The sequence below is a fragment of the Streptomyces sp. NPDC093586 genome, assembly GCF_044764905.1.
GTDB lineage: Bacteria > Actinomycetota > Actinomycetes > Streptomycetales > Streptomycetaceae > Streptomyces.
On the sequence record NZ_JBIWJA010000006.1, the window covers coordinates 222,095 to 244,095 of the forward strand.

Sequence of the window (22,001 nt, forward strand, 5' to 3'; positions counted from 1 at the left end):
GAACCCCACTAGTCAAATTTGAGGAATACGTCATCGCTGCGCAGACGGCTCTTCCCGCAACCGCCTTCTCCATGTCAGAACTCACCCGGTGCTGCGCCGTGTTCGTACCCGGTGACCCGGCCCGTACCGGCACGGTCGCCTTCTGGCGGCCCGACGGCGAGGACCCACCGGCCGTCCCCTCGGCGTCCGTGGAGGACCTGACGGTCCTGGTACCGGACGGCGACGGTGTGGAACCGGCCCACGCGCCCGCCGTCCTGCTGCCGGTCCGGGAGGCGCTGCCGGTCCTCACGCGCGCGCGTGCCGGCGCGTCCGGCCATCGGGCGGCCGTGTTCTGGGGTGCCGTCGCCGTGGAGGCCCTGCACCTGGTGGCGCGGGGGCTGCTGCTGCCCGGCCTGACCGAGACCGACCACGACGCGTGGCGCGTGGGACCGCTGGACGCGCGGGACACCGAGCGGATCCGCCACCTCGCCGCCGCCATGCCGCCCGAGGCGCACGCCGTCCCGGTGGACGACGGCGAGCCGTGGCGGCTGCCGGACCCGGAGCGGCTGGTGCGCGCCTTCCTGGACGCCGTCGCCGACGCGCTGCCCCGCTCTCCCGCCGCCACGCTGGTGACGGGCGGACCCGCCTACGCGGCGGCGGAGCCTCGGAAGCTGCCCGAGCTGCGCGTCTGGGCCGCCGACGTCGCCGCGGGACACGACACGGGCGTCCGGCTGTCGCTGCGCGTCGAGGTACGGAACCTGCCGGCCGCCTCCGGGGACGCGTCGCCGGCGTTCCGGGCCGTCCCGCAGGTGCACAGCGTGAGCGATCCCGCGCGTGTCACGGACGCCGCCGGGGTGTGGTCGGGCGCGGTGGGCGACGCGTTCGGCACGCGCGCGCGGACGGACACCCTGCTCGCGCTGCGTCGTGCGGCACGGGCCTGGCCGCCGCTGGCCCCGCTGCTGTCCGCCGCCGTGCCGGAGGCCGTCGAGCTCGCCGACGAGGAGGTCACCGAGCTCCTCGGAGCGGGCACCCGGGCACTCGCAGCCGCCGGCGTCGACGTGCACTGGCCTCGCGAACTGGCCCGTGACCTGACCACGCGCGCGGAGGTCGGACCGTCCGACGGCGAACCGGTGCCGGGCACCGCCGCCGGGGGCGGCCCGCCGTCGTTCCTGTCCGCCGACGCTCTGCTCGCCTTCGACTGGTGGTTCGCCCTGGGCGGCGAGCGGCTCACGCGCGAGGAGCTGGACCGGCTCGCCGAGGCCAACCGGCCCCTGGTGCGGCTGCGCGACCGGTGGGTCCTCGTCGACCCCGAGGAGGTGCGGCGGGCCCGCGCGCGACAGGACCACAAGGTCACGCCCGTCGGCGCGCTCGCCGCGGCCCTGACCGGCTCGGCGGAGGTCGACGGCCACCGCGTCGAGGTGCGGCCCACCGGCTGGCTGGCGGCCCTGCGGGAGCGGATCGCCGAACCCGAGGGGCAGGACGCCGTCGCCCAGCCGGCCGCCCTCGCCGCCACACTGCGCGACTACCAGCGACGGGGCCTGAACTGGCTGGCCCGCATGACGTCGCTGGGCCTTGGCTGCTGTCTCGCCGACGACATGGGGCTCGGCAAGACGATCACCCTGATCGCCCTGCACCTGCACCGGCAGACCGACGCGTCGGCCGCCGGGCCCACCCTGGTCGTCTGCCCGACGTCCCTGATGGGCAACTGGCAGCGCGAGATCGAGCGGTTCGCGCCCGGCACGCCCGTGCGGCGCTTCCACGGCCCCCGGCGCGACCTGACGGCCCCGGCCGACGGCGAGTTCGTGCTCACGACCTACGGCACCATGCGCCTGGACGCGGAACGGCTGGCCGCCGTGGAGTGGGGCATGGTCGTGGCGGACGAGGCGCAGCACGTGAAGAACCCCTACTCGGAGACCGCGCGGCAGCTGCGGACCATCGGCGCACGCGCGCGCGTGGCGCTCACCGGCACCCCGGTGGAGAACAACCTGTCGGAGCTGTGGGCCATCCTGGACTGGACCACCCCGGGGCTGCTGGGCCGGCTCGGTACCTTCCGCAGGCGTTACGCGCAGGCCGTCGAGGGCGGCCAGGACCCGGCCGCGGCGGAGCGGCTGTCCCGGCTCGTACGGCCGTTCCTGCTCCGGCGCCGCAAGTCGGACCCGGGGATCGCGCCCGAACTGCCGCCGAAGACCGAGACCGACCATCCCGTGTCGCTGACCGCGGAACAGGCGGGCCTGTACGAGGCGGTGGTGCGCGAGGCGCTCGCGGAGATCTCCGGGGCCGACAGCATGGCGCGGCGCGGGCTGATCGTGAAACTGCTGACGAGCCTGAAGCAGATCTGCAACCATCCGGCGCAGTACCTCAAGGAGGACCGCTGCGGCGGTCCGGGGATCGCGGGCCGCTCCGGGAAGCTGGAACTCCTGGACGAGTTGCTCGACACGATTCTCGCCGAGGACGCGAGTGTGCTCGTGTTCACCCAGTACGTGCAGATGGCACGGCTCCTAGAACAGCATCTGGCCGCCCGCGGCGTGCCGTCGCTGTTCCTGCACGGCGGTACGTCCGTCGCCGGACGGGAGTCGCTGGTACGGCGGTTCCAGGACGGCGAGGTCCCCGTCTTCCTGCTGTCCCTGAAGGCGGCGGGCACCGGGCTGAACCTCACGCGCGCGGAGCACGTCGTGCACTACGACCGCTGGTGGAACCCGGCGGTCGAGGCCCAGGCCACCGACCGCGCGCACCGCATCGGCCAGACCCGGCCGGTGCAGGTGCACCGGCTGATCGCGGAGGGGACGGTCGAGGACCGCATCGCGGCCCTGCTGAGCCGCAAGAGCGCCCTGGCCGACGCCGTGCTGGGAGCGGGCGAGGCGGCGTTCACCGAGCTGACGGACGCGGAACTGGCCGATCTGGTCGACCTGCGCGGAGGTGCGCGATGACGCGGTACGACGGTCACGACGGATTCGGTGGCGACGGCGGCGCCAGCGATGGCGAGGAGCGGACCTTCGCTCCGCTGCCGCCCCCGCCCGGCAGGGCGTTCGCGCTGACCTGGTGGGGTCAGGCCTGGCTGAAGGCTCTGGAGGACGCCGCCATGGACGGGGCGCAGGTGAAAGCGGGGCGGCGTCTCGCGCGCGCGGGCGCGGTGGGGGCCGTCTCGGTGCGGCCGGGTCGCATCACGGCGGTGGTCCAGGACCGGGACCGTACGGCGCACCGCGCCGATGTCCTGCTGGAGGAGCTGTCCGACGAACAGTGGGATCGCTTTGTCGACATGACGGTCGAGCGGTCCGGGCATGTCGCGGCGCTGCTGGACCGGGAGATGCCCCCGCATCTCGTCGAGGACGCGGCGTCGGCGGGCATCGACCTGCTGCCCGGTCTGGGCGACCTGGAACCGGAGTGCGACTGCGGCGCCTGGGACCACTGCGGGCACACCGCGGCGCTCTGCTACCAGGTGGCGCGGTTGCTGGACCAGGATCCCCTCGTACTGCTGCTGATGCGCGGACGCGGTGAGAGCGCCGTGCTGTCCGCTCTGGAGACACGCGACGGCACGTCCGCCGAGGCGGCGGCCTCCCGGCCGGAGGGGGTGGACGCCGCCGAGGCGTACGCGGCGGGGCAGGTGCTGCCTCCGCCGCCCCCGCCTCCCCCGCTTCCGGACGGACCGGGGGAACCGCCCGCCCTGGACACCGAGACCGTGCCCCCGCCCGGTGTGGATCCGGCGGCGCTGGTCTTCCTGGCCTCCCGTACGGCGGCTCAGGCGCACCGCCTGCTCGCCGACGCCCTGCGTGCCGGGCACGACCGGCAGCCGGCCGGCGTGGAGCCGACGGCCGCGCAGGACGCCGTTCGGCTGGCCGCGGGCGACCCCGAGGCGGCCGTGCGGGACCGTCTCGGCGTCGGCTCGGGGCGCGACCGCGAGGCGCTGGCCGACGCCGTGCGCGCGTGGCGGCTGGGGGGCGGGGCCGCGCTGTCGGTGCTCGAGGAGGAGTGGACGGTGCGGGGCGACGCGCTCGTACGCGCGCGTGCGGCGCTGGAGTCGGCGTGGGACGGGGACGAGAGGCCGTACCTGCGGGCGCGGGCGAACCGCTGGACCGTCGTCGGTTCGCCGTTCCAGCTCCGTCTGGACCGGGACGGCCGCTGGTGGCCGTTCCGCGAGGAAGGCGGCCGCTGGGTCCCCGTGGGCGGCCCGGCGCAGGATCCGGCGACGGCCCTGGCCTCGGCGGCGCTCGCGGCCGGGGACGAGCCGTGACACCGTGACGGCCCCTGGCGGCAAGGGTGTCGGGCGCGTACGCCTGGCGTCCGCGTGAGCGCCGCACGGCCCGGGCGGGACCGGACGCGGCTCGGCGGGGCTGCACCCCGCCGGTCCGCGAGCCGGGCCCGTGGCCCGTCCCGGCCGCTAGGGAGCCATGGAACCGGCTCGCCGGAGCAGCGGCAGGACGTGGTCGGTGACCGCGGGGGCGAGCCGGATGCCGCTCTCGCGTCCGGAGATCCACCTCATGTCCGCCAGCTCGGCCGCGGGCCGGGGCGGCCGGTCGATGCGCGCCTCGAAGAGCGTCAGACGCATCGGCACTCCCTCCAGGACCGCGACGGAATCGACCCGGGCCAGCAGGCGGGGCTGTCGTGGCTCGACGCCCAGTTCCTCGTCCAGCTCTCGGGTCAGGGCCTCCAACGGCCCCTCGTCCGCGTCGGGTTTGCCTCCGGGCAGGTAGAAGACGTCGGGGGCGGCCCGCTTGCTCACGACCAGCAGCCGCCCCTCCTGCACGATTGCCGCCGCCACGACGGCCAGCGACTCTCCCTCACCGGAGTCCGGGGCAACCGTCACTCCGCGCTCTTGTGTCATGTCCGTCATCCTCCCAGGTCTCCAGAGGGCGAAGACAAAGACGTGCCACCGGCCGCTCCGGCCCCGCCCTGTGGGCGGGGCCGGAGCGGCCTCCCGGGAGCGCTCAGCGGGCGCCGAGGAGGTGGTCCATGGCGAGCTGGTCGAGGTGCTCGAAGGCCATGCCCCGGGCCGCGGCGGCGTCGACGTCGAAGGTGTCGAAGGCCGTGGCGTCCTCGAGCAGGCCCTTGAGCCCGTCGGGGGCGGTGGGCTGGGCGAGCTCGTCCAGGCGGGCCGCGGTGAGCGCCTCCTGCACGGCGGGGTCGGCGCGGAAGGCGGCGGCCCGCTCCTTGAGGATGAGGTAGTTGCGCATGCAGCCGGCCGCCGACGCCCACACGCCGTCGAAGTCCTCGGTGCGCGGCGGCTTGAAATCGAAGTGCCGCGGCCCCGCGTACCCGCCCCGCTCCAGCAGGTCGACGAGCCAGAACGCGGAGCGCAGGTCGCCGGCGCCGAAGCGGAGGTCCTGGTCGTACTTGATGCCGGACTGGCCGTTGAGGTCGATGTGGAACAGCTTGCCCGCCCACAGCGCCTGTGCGATGCCGTGCGGGAAGTTCAGCCCGGCCATCTGTTCGTGGCCGACCTCGGGGTTCACGCCGTACAGCTCGGGGCGCTCCAGCCGCTCGATGAACGCCAGCGCGTGGCCCACGGTGGGCAGCAGGATGTCACCACGCGGCTCGTTCGGCTTCGGCTCGATCGCGAACCTGATGTCGTAGCCCTGCCCGGTGACGTACTCGCCCAGCAGGTCGAAGGCCTCCTTCATCCGGTCGAGCGCGTCCCGCACGTCCTTGGCACCCCCGGACTCCGCGCCCTCGCGGCCGCCCCAGGCCACGTACACCGACGCGCCCAGTTCCACCGCGAGGTCGATGTTGCGGATCGTCTTGCGCAGCGCGTACCGGCGCACGTCACGGTCGTTCGCGGTGAAGCCGCCGTCCTTGAACACCGGGTGGGTGAACAGGTTCGTCGTCGCCATCGGCACCTTCATGCCGGTCGCGTCCAGCGCCTGCCGGAACCGCTTGACGACGGCCTGCCGCTCCGCGTCGCTCGAGCCGAACGGGATCAGGTCGTCGTCGTGGAACGTGACGCCGTACGCGCCCAGCTCGGCCAGTCGCTGCACCGTCTCGACGGGGTCCAGTGCCGGACGGGTGGCGTCCCCGAACGGGTCCCGGCCCTGCCAGCCGACCGTCCACAGACCGAACGTGAACTTGTCCTCGGGAGTGGGCTGGTAGTTCATTCCACGGCTCCTTGCTCGCTGATGACTATTTCGTCATGGCGGTTTACAAATTAGTATGCACACGCGGTGCCGGGAAGGGAACACGGTGTCCCCGACGGATCACGTCCGGGTCCCGGCGATCCGGTACCGCCGCAGAACCCCAGCTCAGACCGGTCTGAGCCATAGAGCCGCAAGCCCCGGAAGAGGGAGTAGCCCGATGTCAGCAGCCGAGGGTCCGCTCGTCGTCGGCGTGGACACGTCCACCCAGTCCACCAAGGCCCTGGTCGTCGACGCGGCCACCGGCCGGGTCGTCGCGAGCGGCCAGGCGCCCCACACGGTGTCCTCCGGCGCCGGCCGCGAGAGCGACCCGCGGCAGTGGTGGGACGCCCTGTGCACGGCCCTGGACCAGTGCGGCGACGCGGCCCGCGAGGCCTCCGCCGTGTCGATCGGCGGGCAGCAGCACGGCCTGGTCACGTTGGACGCCGGTGGCGACCCGGTGCGCCCGGCCCTGCTGTGGAACGACGTGCGCTCGGCGCCGCAGGCCCGCCGCCTGATCGAGGAACTGGGCGGCGCCAAGGCCTGGGCGGAGCGCACGGGCAGCGTGCCCAGCGCCTCCTTCACCGTCACCAAATGGGCCTGGCTGGCCGAGAACGAACCGGAGGCGGTTCGCGCCGTCAAGGCCGTACGCCTCCCCCACGACTACCTCACCGAGCGGCTCACCGGCGAGGGGACCACCGACCGCGGTGACGCGTCCGGCACCGGCTGGTGGGCGTCCGGCACGGAGTCGTACGACGAGGAGACCCTCGCGCGCGTGGGGCTCGATCCGGCGCTGCTGCCCCGGATCGTCCGGCCCGGCGAGCCGGCCGGCACCGTGCGCGACAGCCACGGCCTGCCGTTCGGCAAGGGCACCCTGGTCGCCGGCGGCACCGGCGACAACGCCGCCGCCGCGCTGGGCCTCGGGGTGCGCCCCGGAACTCCGGTGATGAGCCTCGGCACCTCCGGCACGGTGTACGCCGTGTCGCAGCGGCGGTCCGCCGATCCGACCGGCACCGTGGCGGGTTTCGCCGACGCGCGCGGCGACTGGCTGCCGCTGGCCTGCACCCTGAACTGCACGCTCGCCGTCGACCGCGTGGCGGCCCTGCTGGGTCTGGACCGGGAGGCCGTCGAACCCGGCACGGACGTCACGCTCCTGCCCTACCTGGACGGCGAACGCACCCCGAACCTGCCGCACTCCTCCGGCCTGCTGTACGGGCTGCGCCACGACACGACCGCCGGCCAGCTGCTCCAGGCCGCGTACGACGGCGCCGTCCACTCGCTGCTCGGCGCCCTCGACCTGGTTCTCGACGCGGACGCGGATCCCTCCGCACCGCTGCTGCTGATCGGCGGCGGCGCGCGCGGGACGGCGTGGCAGCAGACCGTGCGACGCCTCTCGGGACGTCCCGTCCAGATCCCCGAGGCGAAGGAACTGGTGGCGCTCGGCGCCGCGGCACAGGCGGCCGGCCTGCTCACCGGGGAGGACCCGGCGGCGGTCGCCCGGCGCTGGGACACGGCCGCCGGGCCGGTGCTCGACGCCGTGGAACGGGACGAGGCGACGCTGACCAGGATCGCCGGGGTAGTCTCCGACGCGGCGCCGCTCCTGGAGCGGGACGGGAGCATTCGCTGACGACGTGCTCGCACGGGCGGCGGCGTCACGGACGGGCACCGTCACGAGCCGGTCCGGCGGGACGCCTCCGGGCGCACCCCGCCGGGGCCGTCCCGGTGCGGGCCCCCGCCGGGCTCCGGCCGAGGCGTCCACCGGTCGTCCGCGGACGAGCGCGTGACCGGGGGCGGCCGAGACCGACCGGAGGACCGACGCGCACCGACCGAGCACCGCACACGTATCGACCGAGGACTGACGGAGGCATGACCGCACCCCCGCACGAAGCGCGTCCGACCCGCTCCGGGCGTGCGCTGCCGGACACCCAGCAGGGCATGCGCCGCCGCAACCTGTCCCGGGTGATGCACGCCGTCAGCGCCGAGGGGCCGTTGTCCCGGGCGGCCGTCGCCTCCCGGATCGGACTGACGCGCGCGGCCGTGTCGTCCCTCGTGGACGAGCTCATCCGCTCGGGCCTGCTGGAGGAGCTGGGGCCCGAACGTCCCGGGCGGGTGGGCCGGCCCGGATCCGCGCTCGCCGTCAGCGCGAAGGGCCCGGCCGGGATCGGCGCGGAGATCGGCGTCGACCACCTCGCGGTCTGCGCGGTCGACCTGCGCGGCGAGGTACGGGCGCGGGCCGTGCGGTACGGCAGCAATCGGGGCCGCTCGCTGGAGCCGGTGACCGAGCAGCTCACCGGCCTGGTCCGGACGGTCGCCGCGGAGGCGGAGGCGGAGGGCCTGTGGCCGGCCGGGCTGGCCGTGGCCGTACCGGGTCTCGTGGCGCGGGACGGACGGACCGTCGTACGCGCCCCGAACCTCGACTGGCACGACGCCGACCTCGGCGCACTGCTGCCCTCCGACGTCCCGCTGGCCGTGGACAACGAGGCCAACTTCGGCGCGCTCGCCGAACTCTGGCTCGGTGACGGCACCCCGCGGGACTTCCTGCACGTCTCCGCCGAGATCGGCATCGGCGCGGCCGTCGTCGTCGACGGACGCCTGTTGCGCGGAACCCGGGGCTTCGCGGGCGAGCTGGGACACATGCCGGTGCATCCGGACGGGCCGGAGTGCCCCTGCGGAGGGCGCGGCTGCCTGGAGCAGTACGCCGGTGAGAAGGCGGTGCTGCGCGCGGCCGGTGTGGAACCGGTCGAGGACCGGGTCGGGCTGCTCGCGGGGCGCGCCGCCGAGGGCGACGAGGCCGTACGGCGCGCCCTGCGCGAGGCGGGAACCGCGCTCGGCATCGCGCTGACCGGGGCGGTCAACCTGCTGGACCCCGAGAGCGTGGTACTGGGCGGCGCACTGGCCGGACTCGCGCCCTGGCTGCTGCCGTCCCTGCGGGACGAGCTGGCCCGGCGCACGGCCGGCCCCGCCTGTCCCGTGTCCGTGTCGGAGCTCGGCCCGCAGGGGCCGTTGCTCGGCGCGGCGCACTCCGTGATCCGGGGTGTCCTGGACGATCCGGCGGCCGCGGTGGCCGAGCGGGGCTGAGACCGGGCGGGACCGGGACCGTGCGGGCGGACCGCGGCGGCCGACGGGGAACAGCAGCAGCCGGGGAACGGCAGCAGTCGGAGAAGATCAGGGTCCGGGAGCAGCGCCCGGCTTCTCATGGCGTCCACTCCATCGAGTGAGCGCCATATCCACAACAGCGCGGTCGTCCACCGAACCGCGACGCGTACTGACGCCCAACCCGCCTTCCCCGTACGGTGATTCACGCGACGCCCTGCGTGACCACGACACAAGGGCACCGCGACGTCCAGCCCGTACCTCGGCGTTCGGCCCCGCTCCTCGCAACCAAGCCGTCGCCCCGCCGTTGCCACCGTGTGCGGCACGGCGCCGCGCCGTGGAACCGCACACCCCCACCCGCGCACCACCCCCACCCGCGAAAGGCGGTCCTCCCCGTGGAAACGGAAAGGGCAACACCTTCCCCGACCAGGCGGCGACTCCTGCAGGGCGCAGCGCTCGCCACCGTCTCGACCACACTCCTGTCCGGCACGCGAGCCGCCGCGCGGCCCCGCGCCGCCGACCGCCCGCCCGCCGAGTGGCAACCGGCGAACGCGTCCAACTACAGCCGGTCGAGCCGCCCCCTCACCTATCCCCTCGACCACGTGGTCGTCCACGTCACCCAGGAGACGTACGCCGACACGCTCTCCATCTTCCGCGATCCGGACAAGCAGGTGTCCGCCCACTACGTCGTCCGGTCCGCCGACGGGCACATCGCGCAGTGCGTCCTCGAGTCCGACATCGCCTGGCACGCCGGCAACTGGGACTACAACACCCGCAGCATCGGCATCGAGCACGAGGGCTGGGTGGACCGGCCGGAGTACTTCACCGATGCCCTGTACGAGCAGTCGGCACGGCTCACCGCGGCGATCTGCGACACGTACGGCATCCCCAAGGACCGCGCGCACATCATCGGACACCACGAGGTACCGGGCAGCGACCACACGGATCCGGGACCGCTGTGGGACTGGACCCGGTACATCAGACTGGTCAACTTCGCCTGACCCGCGGCGGACGGCCACGTTCGGGTGATCGAGCCGGTCGAAGTGGTTGTCCGAGCCCCTCCGCGGAGTGACGATGTCCCCGTCGTATCGCTCTCCGGGGAGGCCGAGTTGACCGGTTCGTGGCTGGCTCTGGAACCTGGGACCGACCCTGTCGAGCACGCGCGGACGCTGCGCCGAGCGCACGAGACGTTCACCGAGGCGGGCACGGTGCCGCGGCCCGTGCGCGCCGTGGTGGCGGAGTCGTGGCGGCGGTCCGTCCGGGCGGGTGTCGGCCCGGACGGCACCGCGAGCGTGGAACTCATGGACGGTGACCTCGGCGCCTACCGCGCCGAGCATCCGCTGGCACGGGTGATGCCGCTGTTCCGTGAACTCCTGGGCGCCTTCGCGGCCGACGGCGAGCACCTGCTGGCGGTGTGCGACGCGCACGGCAGGCTGCTGTGGGTCGAGGGCCATCCGGCCACCCGGCGGCGGGCGGGGCGGATGAACTTCGTGCCGGGTGCCCGGTGGGCGGAGTCCGCGGTGGGGACGAACGCGCCGGGCACGGCGGTGGCCGTCGACCGGCCGGTACAGGTCTTCACGGCCGAGCACTTCATCCGGCGGGTCCAGCCGTGGACGTGCGCGGCGGCTCCGGTGCACGATCCGCGCACCGGGCGGGTGCTGGGCGCCGTGGACATCACGGGCGGGGACGGGCTGGCGCATCCGCACAGCCTGGGCTTCGTCCAGGCGGTGGCCCGTGCCGCGGAGTCCCAGCTGGCGCTGCTCACACCGGAGCGGCCCGCCGACGTCACGGCCGAGCTGACCGCGCTGGGCCGTGACGAGGCCCTGCTGAGGCACAACGGCAGCAGGATCCGGCTCAGCCGACGGCACAGCGAGATCGTGGTGCTGCTGGCGCACCATCCGGAGGGCCTGACCGGTGACGAGCTGCTGTGCGCGCTGTACGAGGACGAGACGGTGCCTCCGGTGACCCTGCGGGCCGAACTGACCAGGCTGCGCGGGGTGCTGGGGCCGGGCGTGCTGGCCTCACGCCCGTACCGGCTCACGATGCCCGTCGAGTCCGACGTCGCCGTGGTCGAGCGTCGTCTGCGGGCGGGCGGTGTGACGGCGGCCGCGGCGGCGTACGCGGGTCCGCTGCTGCCCGGTTCCCAGGCCCCGGCGGTGGCCCGGCACCGGCGCCGGCTCGCCGACGGCCTGCGCACCGCGCTGATCGCCTGTCGTGATCCCGACCTCCTGGCCGACTGGGTACACGCGCCATGGGGCGAGAACGACCTGGACGTCTGGCGGGCGCTGGCCTCCGTCCGGCCCACCGCCGCGGTGCTGTCCCGGCTCGCCGCACTGGAGTCCGAGCTCGCCGCGCCGCACGTGGTGAAGGCCCGCCGGTGAGTGACGGGCACCGGTCCGAAGCGGCCGCCGCTCACGCAACGTACCCGCAACCTCGCGCTCCCTAGCCTCCCGGTGAGCTGTCCAACGGCGGGCAGCGCACGTTGAGGGAGGCAGACCAGGATGACCCGTTACGCTGCGCCCGGCACCGAGGGCGCGATCGTCTCCTACGAGTCGCGCTACGACCACTTCATCGGCGGCGAGTACGTACCGCCGGTGCGCGGGCAGTACTTCGAGAACCCGTCCCCGGTGAACGGGCAGCCGTTCACGGAGATCGCGCGCGGTACGGCGGAGGACGTGGAGCGGGCGCTCGACGCGGCGCACGAGGCGGCCCCGGGCTGGGGCCGCACCTCGGTCACCGAGCGTTCCGGCATTCTGCTGAAGATCGCGGACCGCATGGAGGCGAACCTGGAACGCCTCGCGGTCGCCGAGAGCTGGGAGAACGGCAAGCCGGTGCGCGAGACGCTGGCGGCCGACATCCCGCTCGCCATCGACCACTTCCGCTACTTCGCGGGCGCGATCCGCGCGCAGGAGGGCTCGATCGGCGAGGTCGACGACGACACCGTCGCCTACCACTTCCACGAGCCGCTGGGCGTGGTCGCGCAGATCATCCCGTGGAACTTCCCGATCCTGATGGCGACCTGGAAGCTCGCGCCCGCTCTCGCCGCCGGCAACGCGGTGGTCCTGAAGCCCGCCGAGCAGACCCCGGCGTCGATCCACTACTGGCTGAGCCTGGTCGCGGATCTGCTGCCGCCGGGAGTGGTGAACGTCGTCAACGGCTTCGGGGTGGAGGCGGGCAAGCCGCTCGCGTCGAGCCCGCGGGTGGCGAAGGTGGCGTTCACCGGGGAGACCACCACCGGGCGGCTGATCATGCAGTACGCCTCGGAGAACATCAAACCGGTCACGCTGGAGCTCGGCGGCAAGTCGCCGAACATCTTCTTCGACGACGTCTGGGCGCGGGACGACGACTTCCGCGACAAGGCACTCGAGGGCTTCACGATGTTCGCGCTCAACCAGGGCGAGGTGTGCACCTGCCCGTCCCGGGCGCTGATCCAGCGCGGTCACTACGCCGAGTTCATGGAGGCCGCGGTCGCCCGCACCCGGCTGATCACACCGGGCCACCCGCTGGACACCGACACGATGATCGGCGCCCAGGCGTCCAACGACCAGCTGGAGAAGATCCTCTCCTACCTGGACATCGGCCGGCAGGAGGGCGCCAAGGTGCTCACCGGCGGCGAACGCTTCGAGCACGAGGGCGAGCTGAAGGGCGGCTACTACGTCCAGCCCACGATCTTCGAGGGCCACAACCGCATGCGGATCTTCCAGGAGGAGATCTTCGGCCCGGTCGTGTCGGTCACGTCCTTCGACGACTTCGACGACGCGATCAAGACCGCCAACGACACGCTGTACGGCCTCGGCGCCGGGGTGTGGACCCGCGACATGAACACCGCGTACCGCGCGGGCCGCGCGATCCAGGCGGGACGCGTGTGGACGAACTGCTACCACGCCTACCCGGCGCACGCCGCGTTCGGCGGCTACAAGCAGTCGGGGATCGGCCGGGAGAACCACAGGATGATGCTGGAGCACTACCAGCAGACGAAGAACCTCCTCGTCTCTTACTCGCCGAAGAAGCTCGGCTTCTTCTAGAGGCACAGAAAAGGGCGTCTGACCAGGCAAGTCGCCCGTCAGGCGCCCTTCGTGGCGCACGACTGAGCGGTAAGGCGAGACACACCCTTACTCCCGATATCCCCTGGTGTCCCTCCATCAGCATCGCGATCAACTGCTCGCGCGTCGCCGTACTCGACGGCGCCCGGACCGGCTGTCCAGCGGGCTCGGGTTCAACGACGGTGTCGGTCATCTCCGGCGTCCCCTCGCTCACCGGATCCGCCGTTGATCAGACACTCCCGTCTCAGACGTGAAGAGTTCGCTCAGCTCGCCGGAGTGAGCGCGGGGTACTACACGCGCCGGGAGCAGGGCCAGGCCGCGGGCGTTGCGCAGCTGCCGGGCGCGGAAGCCGCCGGGTGACCCGGCAACGGGTCCGGACACAGCCCTGCCGCCCGGTGGGACTCCTGACGGGTCAGGGCCCCCACCCCGCCGTTCGTCACCCCGGGCCTCGTTGCCGGAGAGACGCGAGCCGTGGTGACGGCACGTTCTCCGGGCCGCTCGGCATCTCACACGATCTGCGCCCCCTCGAACCACACGTGTTGCTCGACCTCAGCGCCCGAGATGACCCGCCAGAGCAGTTCCGCGGCCTCTTCGCCGTACTTCCGCGGTGCGAGATCGATCACTGGGCCCCGGGCCAGTGGGACATCGGAGGCCATCGACGACACGACGACCCTGCGCGCCCGCTCGTCCTCGAGCAGGTCGAGGGAAGCCGCGGCGTGCGGCGCGATGCCCTGCAGTCCACACACCACCGCGTCGGCACCACGGCGGACCGCATCGCGCACAGCGGCATGGATGTGCTCCCCGCCCGCACCGAGAGGAAGACTCCGCACCCGCCCCTCTGCTCCCTGCGTGGCGTGGCCGGCCACCCACGTCTCGAAGTTGTACCGAGCATTGGCGGCGAAGGACGATGCCGCGCAGTCCATGGGCCCCCACATCTCGAACCGCCGGCAGCCTTGCCGCCACAACCGGTCGAGCAGCGAGCGCTCCAGTTCCTCGTGCCGCGCCTCGAAGGTGACGTCGGCTCGCCGCCCACTGCGCGAGACGTACTCCCCGACCGCGACGACGGGAATCGAGGCGTCGACGAGACCGGCCACCACGTGGTCCTCGGGACGCGGGTCGACCGCGACGACCCCTCCCAGGTGGACGCCTCGGTGCAGCGACTCCTCGCCCACCATCAACACCGTGTCCACGCCCCACCGTTGGGCAGCTCCGGCGACGCCGAAGGCGAATCTCATGTAGAAGTCGAGGTCTCGCGCCTCGGCGGGAACGTAGTACCCGATGGCGCCGACGCCGCGGGTGCGCAGCTGCCGAGCGGCGCGGTTGACCACGTACCCGAGCTCCTCGGCGGCCTCTCGGACCCGTTGAACGGTCTCCTCCGACACCCGGCCCCGGCCGCTCAACGCGTCGGAAACCGTCGTCCTGGACAGCTTCAGGTGGCGGGCCAGGTCCTTCAGCGTCACGGTGTTCGCGCTCATCGCAGCCACTTTAACCGTCCACCCTCTTGTGGGTGTCCGCGCACAGGAGCATGATGCCCATTCGTTGCCGGATCGATCCGGCAACGCATCGGCAGATCGAGGTTTCGTATGCTCCGCTTCCCTCAACCGGCACCTCTGACCCGACGCACCTTGCTGGGCTTCATCGGTACCGGGGTGCTGTGCACGACGGCCGCCAACATGGTGCCGGTCATCATCGCCGCCCTTCAGGCGACGTTGGGCTTCACCATCGCCCAGGCCGGATCGGCGATGACCGCGATGACCGCCGGGACAGTCGTCGCCATGTTCGGGGTGACCGCCATCGTCGCCCGTGTCGACCGTCCGGCCGTCGCGCGTACAGGGCTCGCCCTCATGGCCGCCGGCTTCGGGCTCGGCGCCCTCGGCATGACGCCGGCTACCGTCGTCATCGGCCTGGCCGTCGGCGGCCTCGGCGGCGGCACTGTCGGAGCCGCCTCCATGGCCGCGTCTTCAGCCACCGTCGATCCCGACCGCACGGTCACCCTGACCACGATCCTGAACCGTGTCCTCGTCACGGTGGTGCTCGCGCTGACCCCTCTGCTCGGCACCGACCTGCGGTCGATCCTGTTCGTGCTCGCCGCCATCGGCGTCATCGGATTCCCGTTCGCCGGCGGACTGCCCAATGCCGTCGAAAGTCCCGCCGTGCGTGCGGCCGGGCGGGTGCGGGCCCCCCTCACCCGCATCGCACTGGTTCTGGCGCTGTCGATGGGCTGCTGGTCGCTGACCGAGGACATGGTCTACACCATGGCCGGACCGCTCGCCGCCCACGCGGACGTCCCCGGGGCGAGCCTGGGGCCGCTGCTGGCGGCCAAGGTGTGCGGCGGCCTCCTGGGAGCGCTGGCGTCTCCTTTCCTCATGCGTTCCCTCGGCCGGGGCCGGGCCCTGGTCGTCATCATCGTGGTGAGCACCATCGCCAAGTGCACGATCGTGCTCGCCCCGACACCTGTCGTGTTCACCGTCGCCTTTGTCTCATGGGGCGTGGTGTACGCGACGGTGCTCGCTCTCGTTCTCGGCCTGGCCTCGGCACTGGACCCCAGCGGGCGGACCGGTTCGCTGGTCAACAGCGTCTATGTCGTCGGCATCGGCACAGCCCCGTTCGTGGGCAGCCACCTGCTCGCCGCGGTTCCCGCCTGGGGATACGCGCTGATCGTGGCGCTTCCGAGCATCGTCTTCGGCCTCTTGCTGATCGGTATCTCCCACCGCCACCGCGAACTGGACGGTGGCCCGCAGCACACCCGGACGTCCGCCGGGCCGGCACCGGCACCGGTTCCGGCACCGTGACACCCGGACCCCGACAGCCCAGCCACCCCAGCTACCGAGGAGTTCACATGCCTCTTGCCGACACCCTCGTTCTGGCGACGACCATTCACACCCTGGACGGGAGCGCCACCGCCCCGACCGCGATCGCCGTTGCCGACGGCCGCATCGCCGGGGTCGGTGACCAGGAGAGCCTGCGGTACCTGACCGGCCCCGACACCGTCGTTCACGACTACGGTGACGCCACGATCGTCCCGGGCTTGACCGACTCCCACACGCACACCGTGTCCGGGGCGACGTTCGCGCGCGGGCTCGACCTCACCGACGTGGGACCGATCGAGGAGGTCGCCCGGCGGCTGGCCGAGGAGGCGACACGGCTGAACCCCGGCGGGTGGGTCCTGGGATGGGGGCTCGACCCGAACCTCTTCAACGACACGGGTTTCACCGGCCGGGTCTTCGACGCCGCCACCAAGGACACCCCGATGTTCCTGCGCATGCGCGACGCGCATGCGGCGATCATCAACTCGGCGGCCGTACGCGTGTGCGGCATCATCGGCGGCGAGACAGCGTTCCACGATGCCTCCCGCGTCGATGTCGACGGCGACGGCCTGCCCACCGGCTACCTGGTCGAATCCAGCGCGATGGCTCTCGCCGAGGCACACATCCCGCCGCTCACCATGTCCGAACGCGTCGACGCCCTCGTGCAGGTGCTGCGAGACATGGCCGCCACCGGGCTCACCGGCAACCACGTCCTCGACTTCGACGAGGAGCAGGTGCCCTTGCTGCGCGCCGCCGAGGCGCGGGGGCCGCTCCCCGTGCGGCTGCGTCTCTCGCCCTGGGTGCCGGCGGGCTCGGGGCCCGACATCTGGGAGCGACTGGTCGCCTGGCAGAAGCTGAGCGGGGAACGGTGGCAGGTCGAGGGCGTGAAGTTCTTCATCGACGGCACGATCGACAACGGGTCGGCCTGGCTCGAAGCGCCGGACTCCCGCGGTCAGGGCATCACCTCGGTGTGGACCGACCCGGAGGACTACCGGGCCGCACTGGGGTTCTTCGCCCGGCGCGGGATTCCGACCTGCACCCACGCCATCGGCGACCGCGGGATCCGCTTCGTCCTGGACTGTTTTGAACAGCTCGGCGCCGAAGCGGAGCGTGCCCCGCACCGGATCGAGCACATCGAGACCGTTCCCGACGAGACGATCGCCCGCTTCGCGCGTCTCGGGGTGAGCGCGAGCATGCAGCCGATCCACGGGACGCACCACACCCGGGCCGACCGCACGGACAACTGGTCCGAACGGCTCGGAGACGAGCGCGCGGCGCGCGGTTGGCGCTGCCGCGACCTGCGCGAGGCCGGCGCCACCCTCGCGCTCGGTTCGGACTGGCCGGTCACCCCCTTCGACCCGCGCGCGATGATGACCGACGCGATCCTCCGGCGCCCGGCCGCCCGTCCCGATGCCGCGCCGGTGCAACCCGAGCAGGCGCTGACGCCGTTGATGGCGCTCGAGGGGTACACCACCCACTCGGCCCGCTCGATCGGTGCCGAGGACCAGCGCGGCAGCGTCGCGGTCGGCCTGAGTGCCGATCTGACCGTCCTGGCCGAGGACCTCCTGACGATCGACCCCGCTCGCATCGCCTCCATCGACGTCCTCGCCACCTACGTGGCCGGCCGGCGCGCCCACGTCCCACAGCGACCCGCCCCGGAGTCCCGCCGTGTCCGAGGTTCGCGAAGCGCCTTCCGCCGGACTCCGCGCCGCCCTTGAGCCGGGGCGGCGACCGCGGTCGTCCTGCTCCGTGCCCACCGGGCGCACATCGAACCGGGTGCATCCGCTTCCGCCGTCGCAGCGGACGCCGGGAAAGCACCGCCGTTCCTCGCAGGACCACATGCGCGGAACCCTCGCCCCGGTCGGCACGCCGGTCACTGCCGCCTGCTCACCGTCGGGCCGACCACGTCCGCCACTGCGGCCACGGGACACCTCGAGGCTGTTCCTCCGGAGTGGACACCCTGGGCAATGGGTCTTGATGGTCCGGGGAGAAATGTCCACGTGGGACGCAAGTCTGCGTGTCCGGAGGAGTTCGGGAAGGACGCGATCGCGCTCTGCCGTGCCGTGGCCGGGAAGCGGACGTACGCGGCGGTGGCCGCAGAGCTCGGTGTCACCGCGGAGTCGCCGCGGACGTGGGTCCGCGAGGGCGAGGCCCAGCGAGCCGACCGGCACGAGCCGTGGACGTCCGCGGTGGCCGGCCGACGACGCCGACCGCCGCGTCCGCACCCTGACGAGCCGGTCCCGGACACGATCTCGCACGTGGACGGCACCGGGCTGCGGTGGTGGCCGAGGTGAGGGGAAGGTCCTCGCCCCGCCCTGCTCACTTGAGGGCCCCCAGCGTGACCCCGGACCGCCAGTAGCGGCGCATCGCGACCATCAGGATCGCCATCGGGACGACGGACAGCAGCGCGCCGGTCAGCACGAGACTCGTCAGGTCGACGCCCGACTCCAGGCGCTTGCCCGACCAGTTGTACAGGCCCAGATTGAGCGTCCAGTTCTCCTCGCCGCGCAGCACGGTCAGCGGCAGGAAGAAGGCGTTCCAGGTGTTGACGAAAGCCAGCAGGAACACCGTGGCGCCACCCGTCGTCATCATCCGCAGCACGATGCTGAAGAAGATACGCAGCTCACCGGCCCCGTCGATGCGGGCCGCCTCCAGCAGTTCGAAGGGAACGGTCGCCTCGGTGTACACCTTGGCCAGATACACGCTGAACGGATTGATCAGACAGGGGATCAGCATCGCCCAGGGGGTGTCGACCATGCCGATCGACGAGAACAGCAGGTAGAGGGGGAGCGTGAGAAGAGCGATCGGGATGAGGAAGGAGCCCACCACACACGCGAACACGGCGTTGCGGCCCGGGAAGTCGAACCGGGCCAGGCCGTACCCGGTGGCCAGCGCGATCAGCGTGCCGCCGAGGGAGCCGACGCCCGCGTACAGGAACGAGTTGGCCGTCCAGCGCAGGAAGATGCCGTCCTCGTAGGTGAAGAGCTGCTGCAGGTTGTCCCACAGGTGCCAGCCGGAGAACCACAGGCCGTTGCTCTGGTACAGTCCTGTGCGGTCCTTGGTCGCGGCGACGATCAGCCACCACACCGGGAACAGGCTGTAGACGCCGGCCATGACCAGCCCGACGAGGACGAAGCGCTGGCCGCCTCGCCCGCGGGAGGCCGGGTCCGGGCTGCTCAGGCGCCGGACGCCACGGGCGGGGAGCCGTTCGGTGGTGTGCCCGCGCTCGTCGGTCAGCGTCATCAGTCGGCCTCCTTCGAGGTGAACCGGTAGAAGAGGAAGGAGGCCACGCCCAGGATCAAGGCGAGCAGCACCGACAGGGCCGCGGCGTAGTGGTAGTCGCCGGCGTTGAACGCCTGGTTGTAGATGATCATGATCGGGGTGAAGCTGTCGCTGACCGTCTGCGGGGTGACGTTCCGGAAGAGGGCGGGCTCATTGAAGATCTGCAGCATCTGGATGATCGACAGCAGACCGGTCAGGACCAGGGCCCCGCGCACATGAGGGATCTTGATGCTGCGGGCGATGCGGATCTCGGAGGCGCCGTCCAGGCGGGCGGCCTCGAACAGTTCGCGGGGCACGCCCTGCAGGGCCGAGTAGATGATGACCATGTTGTAGCCGATGCCGTGCCAGGTCAGCAGGTTGCCGATGGACGGCCACACCATGGACGGCTCGAAGAAGTTCCAGTCGAACCCGAAGAGTTCGCCGAGCGGGGTCAGCGGGCCGACCTCCGGGCTGTAGAGGTTGATCCACACGATCGCGGCCACCACGCCGGGGATCATGTACGGGACCAGCAGCAGGATCCGGAACCGGCCCGCCACCCGGGAGGTGACCGCGTCCAGGAGCAGCGCCAGCACCAGGCTGACGAAGAGCATCACCGGGATCTGGACGCAGGCGAACAGCACCACCCGCAGGACGGAGGTCATGAACGCGGAGTCGGTCAGGCCCTGTGCGTAGTTGTCGAGGCCGGCGAACTCGGTCGTCGAGCCGTCGAGACCGAGGCCGGACCGCTGCTCCACGAACAGCGACTGGTGGACGGCGTAGCCGATCGGCAGCAGGTACAGGAAGGCGAAGCCGAGCTGGAAGGGGACCGTGAAGGCGGCGCCCTTCCAGCGCAGGGAGCGAGTCATCAGTGGGTTCCCCCGGCCTCTAGCCCTTGACGCTGATGCCGCGGGACTTCAGGTCGTCGACCGTCCACTTCTGCATGTGGGCCAGCAGGTCGGTGACCTTCTGCTCCTTGTTGACCACCTTGGCCCAGCCGGCCTGGAGTTCGGTGAACATCGCGGTCCAGTTCGGTCCGAAGGTCCAGTCGGTGGTGACGGTGCCCAGGCTGTCCGAGACGATCTTCTGCGCGGGCCCGTAGTTCGGTCCCAGCAGCTTCCGGGAGATCGACTCGCCCACGTACGCGCCGCTGTCGGCCAGTGCCGGCATCACGCCGTTGCCGGTCTCCGGACTCGCCATCGTCCTGACCGCACCAGGGTCGGTGGACATCCACAGGGCGGCTTCGGCCGCCTGTTCCCGGTGGTCGCAGCTCTTCGTCACCAGGGTGACACCGCCGGTGAGATTGGTGCCCGCCGGTGTCTTGGGCGCCTCTCCCCGATACGTCGGCCAGGGGGCCAGGGCCCAGTCGCCGAAGGACTTGCTGAAGTTCTGGACCATGCCGGCCATCTGCCAGGTGGAGATCTGCCGGGTCACGGTGTCACCGTTGTCGTAATTGCGCTGCACGGCCGCGTAGTCGGCGAAGGAGAGCTTGTTGTTCAGGTCGTTGTCGATGATCTCCTGGATCACCTCGGCGGCCTTCAGGCTCCCCTCGTCCTGGAAGTCGATCTTCCAGGAGTCGCCGTCGACGGCGTACCAGTGCGCACCGGCCTGCATGGCGAGCACCTCCAGGGTGCTCGGGTCCTCACCGGCGTAGTTGGTGATCTCGATTCCGTGCTTCTTCAGTTCCTTGCCCGCCGCGATGAAGTCGTCCCAGGTCGCCGGGGGCTTGATGCCGTACTTGCCGAAGACGTCGGTGCGGTAGGCCGTGAACTGCGGTGCCGAGCTGGTGGGTACGCCGTAGAGCTTGCCCTGCACCTGGGCGCTCGCCCACGAGCCGGGGTTGAACTTTCCCTGGTCGGCCTCGACGTACTCCGTGATGTCGGCCAGTGCGCCCTGCGAGACCCAACTGGTCACGTATTCGGCGGTGTTCTGCACCAGGCAGGGCGCGTTGCCGGCCTTGACCGCGTTGGTCAGCTGCTTCTGCATGGTCAACTGGTCGGTGACCTTCGTGTACTTCAGCCGGACGTCCTTGTGCGAGGCGTTGAACGCCTTCACGACGGCCTCCTGGCCGTTCGCCCAGCCCCAGAAGTCGAGGGTGACCGGGCCGGACGCGCCGGAGGCCCCGTCGTCCCCCGACTCCGAGCCACCGCAGGCGGAGAGCAGACCCGTCAGCGCGATACCCGCGACGGCGGCGGAGGCGAACCTTCTCCGGGAGGTAGTGAAGTTCATCGACCGTGGTCCTTTGACATAGGCACTCTCAGAACGAGAGGACGGCGGCTCGGGAGATGCTGGCCAGGAACGGCGACCGGAACACCGCCGGCACGCGACTGTGCGGAGGCCAGGCGCAAGCTGTAGTAAGCGGTTGTCGTGAGACGGTAGGCGGATCCGGAACCGTGAGCAAGGGGTCCGGAAGAATTCGTTACGTCGGCCCGTCGTCCGAGCAAGCGGCAGGCGTCGCGGGGCACAACCGTCCGCTCCCCTATTCACCCAGGCCAGGAACCATCCACCACGACGAGGGGCCGGTTCGTGCCGACGTTCGGTCCGGCGGAGAGATGTACTGCGAGAACACAGAAAACGATTACGAAACGGGGTCCGGGCCGGCGGGGGGGCCGGGGCCCCCCCCCCCCGGGCCCCCCCCGGGGGGGGGGGGGGGTGGGGGCCGGGGGGGGGCCCGCCGCCGCCGGGGCGCCCCCCCCCGCCCGGCCCCCCCCGGGGGGGGC

General features: G+C 72.2%; 16 protein-coding genes. 10 read left to right on the forward strand and 6 right to left on the reverse strand.

Going from position 1 to position 22,001, the window contains the following annotated elements; translation table 11 throughout:
- Positions 1-71 precede the first annotated feature (71 nt).
- Positions 72-2,906, forward strand: coding sequence for a DEAD/DEAH box helicase (locus ACIRFH_RS09830; RefSeq protein ID WP_403518631.1), 2,835 nt, complete (start codon positions 72-74; stop codon positions 2,904-2,906).
- Entirely contained in the window at positions 2,903-4,207 is a 1,305-nt protein-coding gene (locus ACIRFH_RS09835; protein WP_403518632.1) for an SWF or SNF family helicase, read from the forward strand. The genes ACIRFH_RS09830 and ACIRFH_RS09835 overlap by 4 nt, the downstream gene beginning before the upstream one ends.
- A 147-nt stretch (positions 4,208-4,354) precedes the next feature.
- Here ACIRFH_RS09835 and ACIRFH_RS09840 read toward each other — a convergent pair whose 3' ends face one another.
- Both ACIRFH_RS09840 and xylA read right to left on the reverse strand, forming a co-directional pair.
- Positions 4,355-4,798: an NUDIX domain-containing protein gene (locus ACIRFH_RS09840; protein ID WP_403518634.1), complete on the reverse strand. Its 444-nt coding sequence runs from the start codon at positions 4,796-4,798 to the stop codon at positions 4,355-4,357.
- 103 nt (positions 4,799-4,901) lie between these two features.
- On the reverse strand, positions 4,902-6,065 hold the full coding sequence (xylA, locus tag ACIRFH_RS09845) for a xylose isomerase (protein WP_403518636.1): 1,164 nt from the start codon (positions 6,063-6,065) through the stop codon (positions 4,902-4,904).
- Between the two features lie 196 nt (positions 6,066-6,261).
- On the opposite strand from xylA, the gene xylB reads away from it, so the two are divergent.
- The 5 genes from xylB (at position 6,262) to adh (ending at position 13,198) form a co-directional block, all read left to right on the forward strand.
- Complete coding sequence (gene xylB, locus ACIRFH_RS09850; protein ID WP_403518638.1) at positions 6,262-7,707, forward strand: xylulokinase; 1,446 nt, start codon at positions 6,262-6,264, stop codon at positions 7,705-7,707.
- A gap of 239 nt (positions 7,708-7,946) precedes the next feature.
- Positions 7,947-9,158, forward strand: coding sequence for an ROK family protein (locus ACIRFH_RS09855; RefSeq protein ID WP_403518640.1), 1,212 nt, complete (start codon positions 7,947-7,949; stop codon positions 9,156-9,158).
- Between the two features lie 410 nt (positions 9,159-9,568).
- The gene (locus ACIRFH_RS09860; protein WP_403518641.1) at positions 9,569-10,174 is read left to right on the forward strand and encodes an N-acetylmuramoyl-L-alanine amidase; all 606 of its coding nucleotides are present in this window, start codon (positions 9,569-9,571) and stop codon (positions 10,172-10,174) included.
- 108 nt (positions 10,175-10,282) lie between these two features.
- Positions 10,283-11,554 carry a GAF domain-containing protein gene (locus ACIRFH_RS09865; protein WP_403518643.1) on the forward strand — a complete coding sequence of 424 codons (1,272 nt, stop codon included), beginning with the start codon at positions 10,283-10,285 and terminating at the stop codon, positions 11,552-11,554.
- Positions 11,555-11,674: 120 nt separating this feature from the next.
- The gene (adh, locus tag ACIRFH_RS09870; protein ID WP_403518645.1) at positions 11,675-13,198 is read left to right on the forward strand and encodes an aldehyde dehydrogenase; all 1,524 of its coding nucleotides are present in this window, start codon (positions 11,675-11,677) and stop codon (positions 13,196-13,198) included.
- Positions 13,199-13,722: 524 nt separating this feature from the next.
- Here adh and ACIRFH_RS09875 read toward each other — a convergent pair.
- Positions 13,723-14,691, reverse strand: a complete 969-nt coding sequence (locus ACIRFH_RS09875) for a LacI family DNA-binding transcriptional regulator (protein ID WP_403518647.1) — start codon at positions 14,689-14,691, stop codon at positions 13,723-13,725.
- Positions 14,692-14,841: 150 nt separating this feature from the next.
- On the opposite strand from ACIRFH_RS09875, the gene ACIRFH_RS09880 reads away from it, so the two are divergent.
- From ACIRFH_RS09880 to ACIRFH_RS09890, 3 genes are all read left to right on the forward strand, one after another.
- Complete coding sequence (locus ACIRFH_RS09880; RefSeq protein ID WP_403518649.1) at positions 14,842-16,008, forward strand: MFS transporter; 1,167 nt, start codon at positions 14,842-14,844, stop codon at positions 16,006-16,008.
- 47 nt (positions 16,009-16,055) lie between these two features.
- Positions 16,056-17,741, forward strand: coding sequence for an amidohydrolase (locus ACIRFH_RS09885; protein WP_403518651.1), 1,686 nt, complete (start codon positions 16,056-16,058; stop codon positions 17,739-17,741).
- 282 nt (positions 17,742-18,023) lie between these two features.
- Positions 18,024-18,317 (forward strand): hypothetical protein, encoded by a 294-nt coding sequence (locus tag ACIRFH_RS09890; protein WP_403518653.1) that lies wholly within the window; start codon positions 18,024-18,026, stop codon positions 18,315-18,317.
- 25 nt (positions 18,318-18,342) lie between these two features.
- Here the strand turns inward: ACIRFH_RS09890 and ACIRFH_RS09895 are convergent, their stop codons facing one another.
- The 3 genes from ACIRFH_RS09895 to ACIRFH_RS09905 are packed head-to-tail and all read right to left on the reverse strand — an operon-like array spanning position 18,343 to position 21,510.
- On the reverse strand, positions 18,343-19,266 hold the full coding sequence (locus ACIRFH_RS09895) for a carbohydrate ABC transporter permease (protein WP_403518654.1): 924 nt from the start codon (positions 19,264-19,266) through the stop codon (positions 18,343-18,345).
- Positions 19,266-20,150, reverse strand: coding sequence for a carbohydrate ABC transporter permease (locus tag ACIRFH_RS09900; protein WP_403518656.1), 885 nt, complete (start codon positions 20,148-20,150; stop codon positions 19,266-19,268). Before ACIRFH_RS09900 ends, ACIRFH_RS09895 begins: the two co-directional genes overlap by 1 nt.
- 19 nt (positions 20,151-20,169) lie before the next feature.
- Positions 20,170-21,510 carry an ABC transporter substrate-binding protein gene (locus tag ACIRFH_RS09905; protein ID WP_403518658.1) on the reverse strand — a complete coding sequence of 447 codons (1,341 nt, stop codon included), beginning with the start codon at positions 21,508-21,510 and terminating at the stop codon, positions 20,170-20,172.
- Positions 21,511-22,001: the final 491 nt, after the last annotated feature.

Coding starts and splice junctions, on each gene's coding strand:
- xylA (WP_403518636.1), bottom strand. CDS start 6,065: ATGAACTACCAGCCCACTCCCGAGGACAAGTTCACGTTCGGTCTGTGG.
- ACIRFH_RS09885 (WP_403518651.1), top strand. CDS start 16,056: ATGCCTCTTGCCGACACCCTCGTTCTGGCGACGACCATTCACACCCTG.
- ACIRFH_RS09875 (WP_403518647.1), bottom strand. CDS start 14,691: ATGAGCGCGAACACCGTGACGCTGAAGGACCTGGCCCGCCACCTGAAG.
- ACIRFH_RS09905 (WP_403518658.1), bottom strand. CDS start 21,510: ATGAACTTCACTACCTCCCGGAGAAGGTTCGCCTCCGCCGCCGTCGCG.
- ACIRFH_RS09895 (WP_403518654.1), bottom strand. CDS start 19,266: ATGACGCTGACCGACGAGCGCGGGCACACCACCGAACGGCTCCCCGCC.
- ACIRFH_RS09855 (WP_403518640.1), top strand. CDS start 7,947: ATGACCGCACCCCCGCACGAAGCGCGTCCGACCCGCTCCGGGCGTGCG.
- ACIRFH_RS09835 (WP_403518632.1), top strand. CDS start 2,903: ATGACGCGGTACGACGGTCACGACGGATTCGGTGGCGACGGCGGCGCC.
- ACIRFH_RS09840 (WP_403518634.1), bottom strand. CDS start 4,798: ATGACACAAGAGCGCGGAGTGACGGTTGCCCCGGACTCCGGTGAGGGA.
- ACIRFH_RS09830 (WP_403518631.1), top strand. CDS start 72: ATGTCAGAACTCACCCGGTGCTGCGCCGTGTTCGTACCCGGTGACCCG.
- ACIRFH_RS09900 (WP_403518656.1), bottom strand. CDS start 20,150: ATGACTCGCTCCCTGCGCTGGAAGGGCGCCGCCTTCACGGTCCCCTTC.
- adh (WP_403518645.1), top strand. CDS start 11,675: ATGACCCGTTACGCTGCGCCCGGCACCGAGGGCGCGATCGTCTCCTAC.
- xylB (WP_403518638.1), top strand. CDS start 6,262: ATGTCAGCAGCCGAGGGTCCGCTCGTCGTCGGCGTGGACACGTCCACC.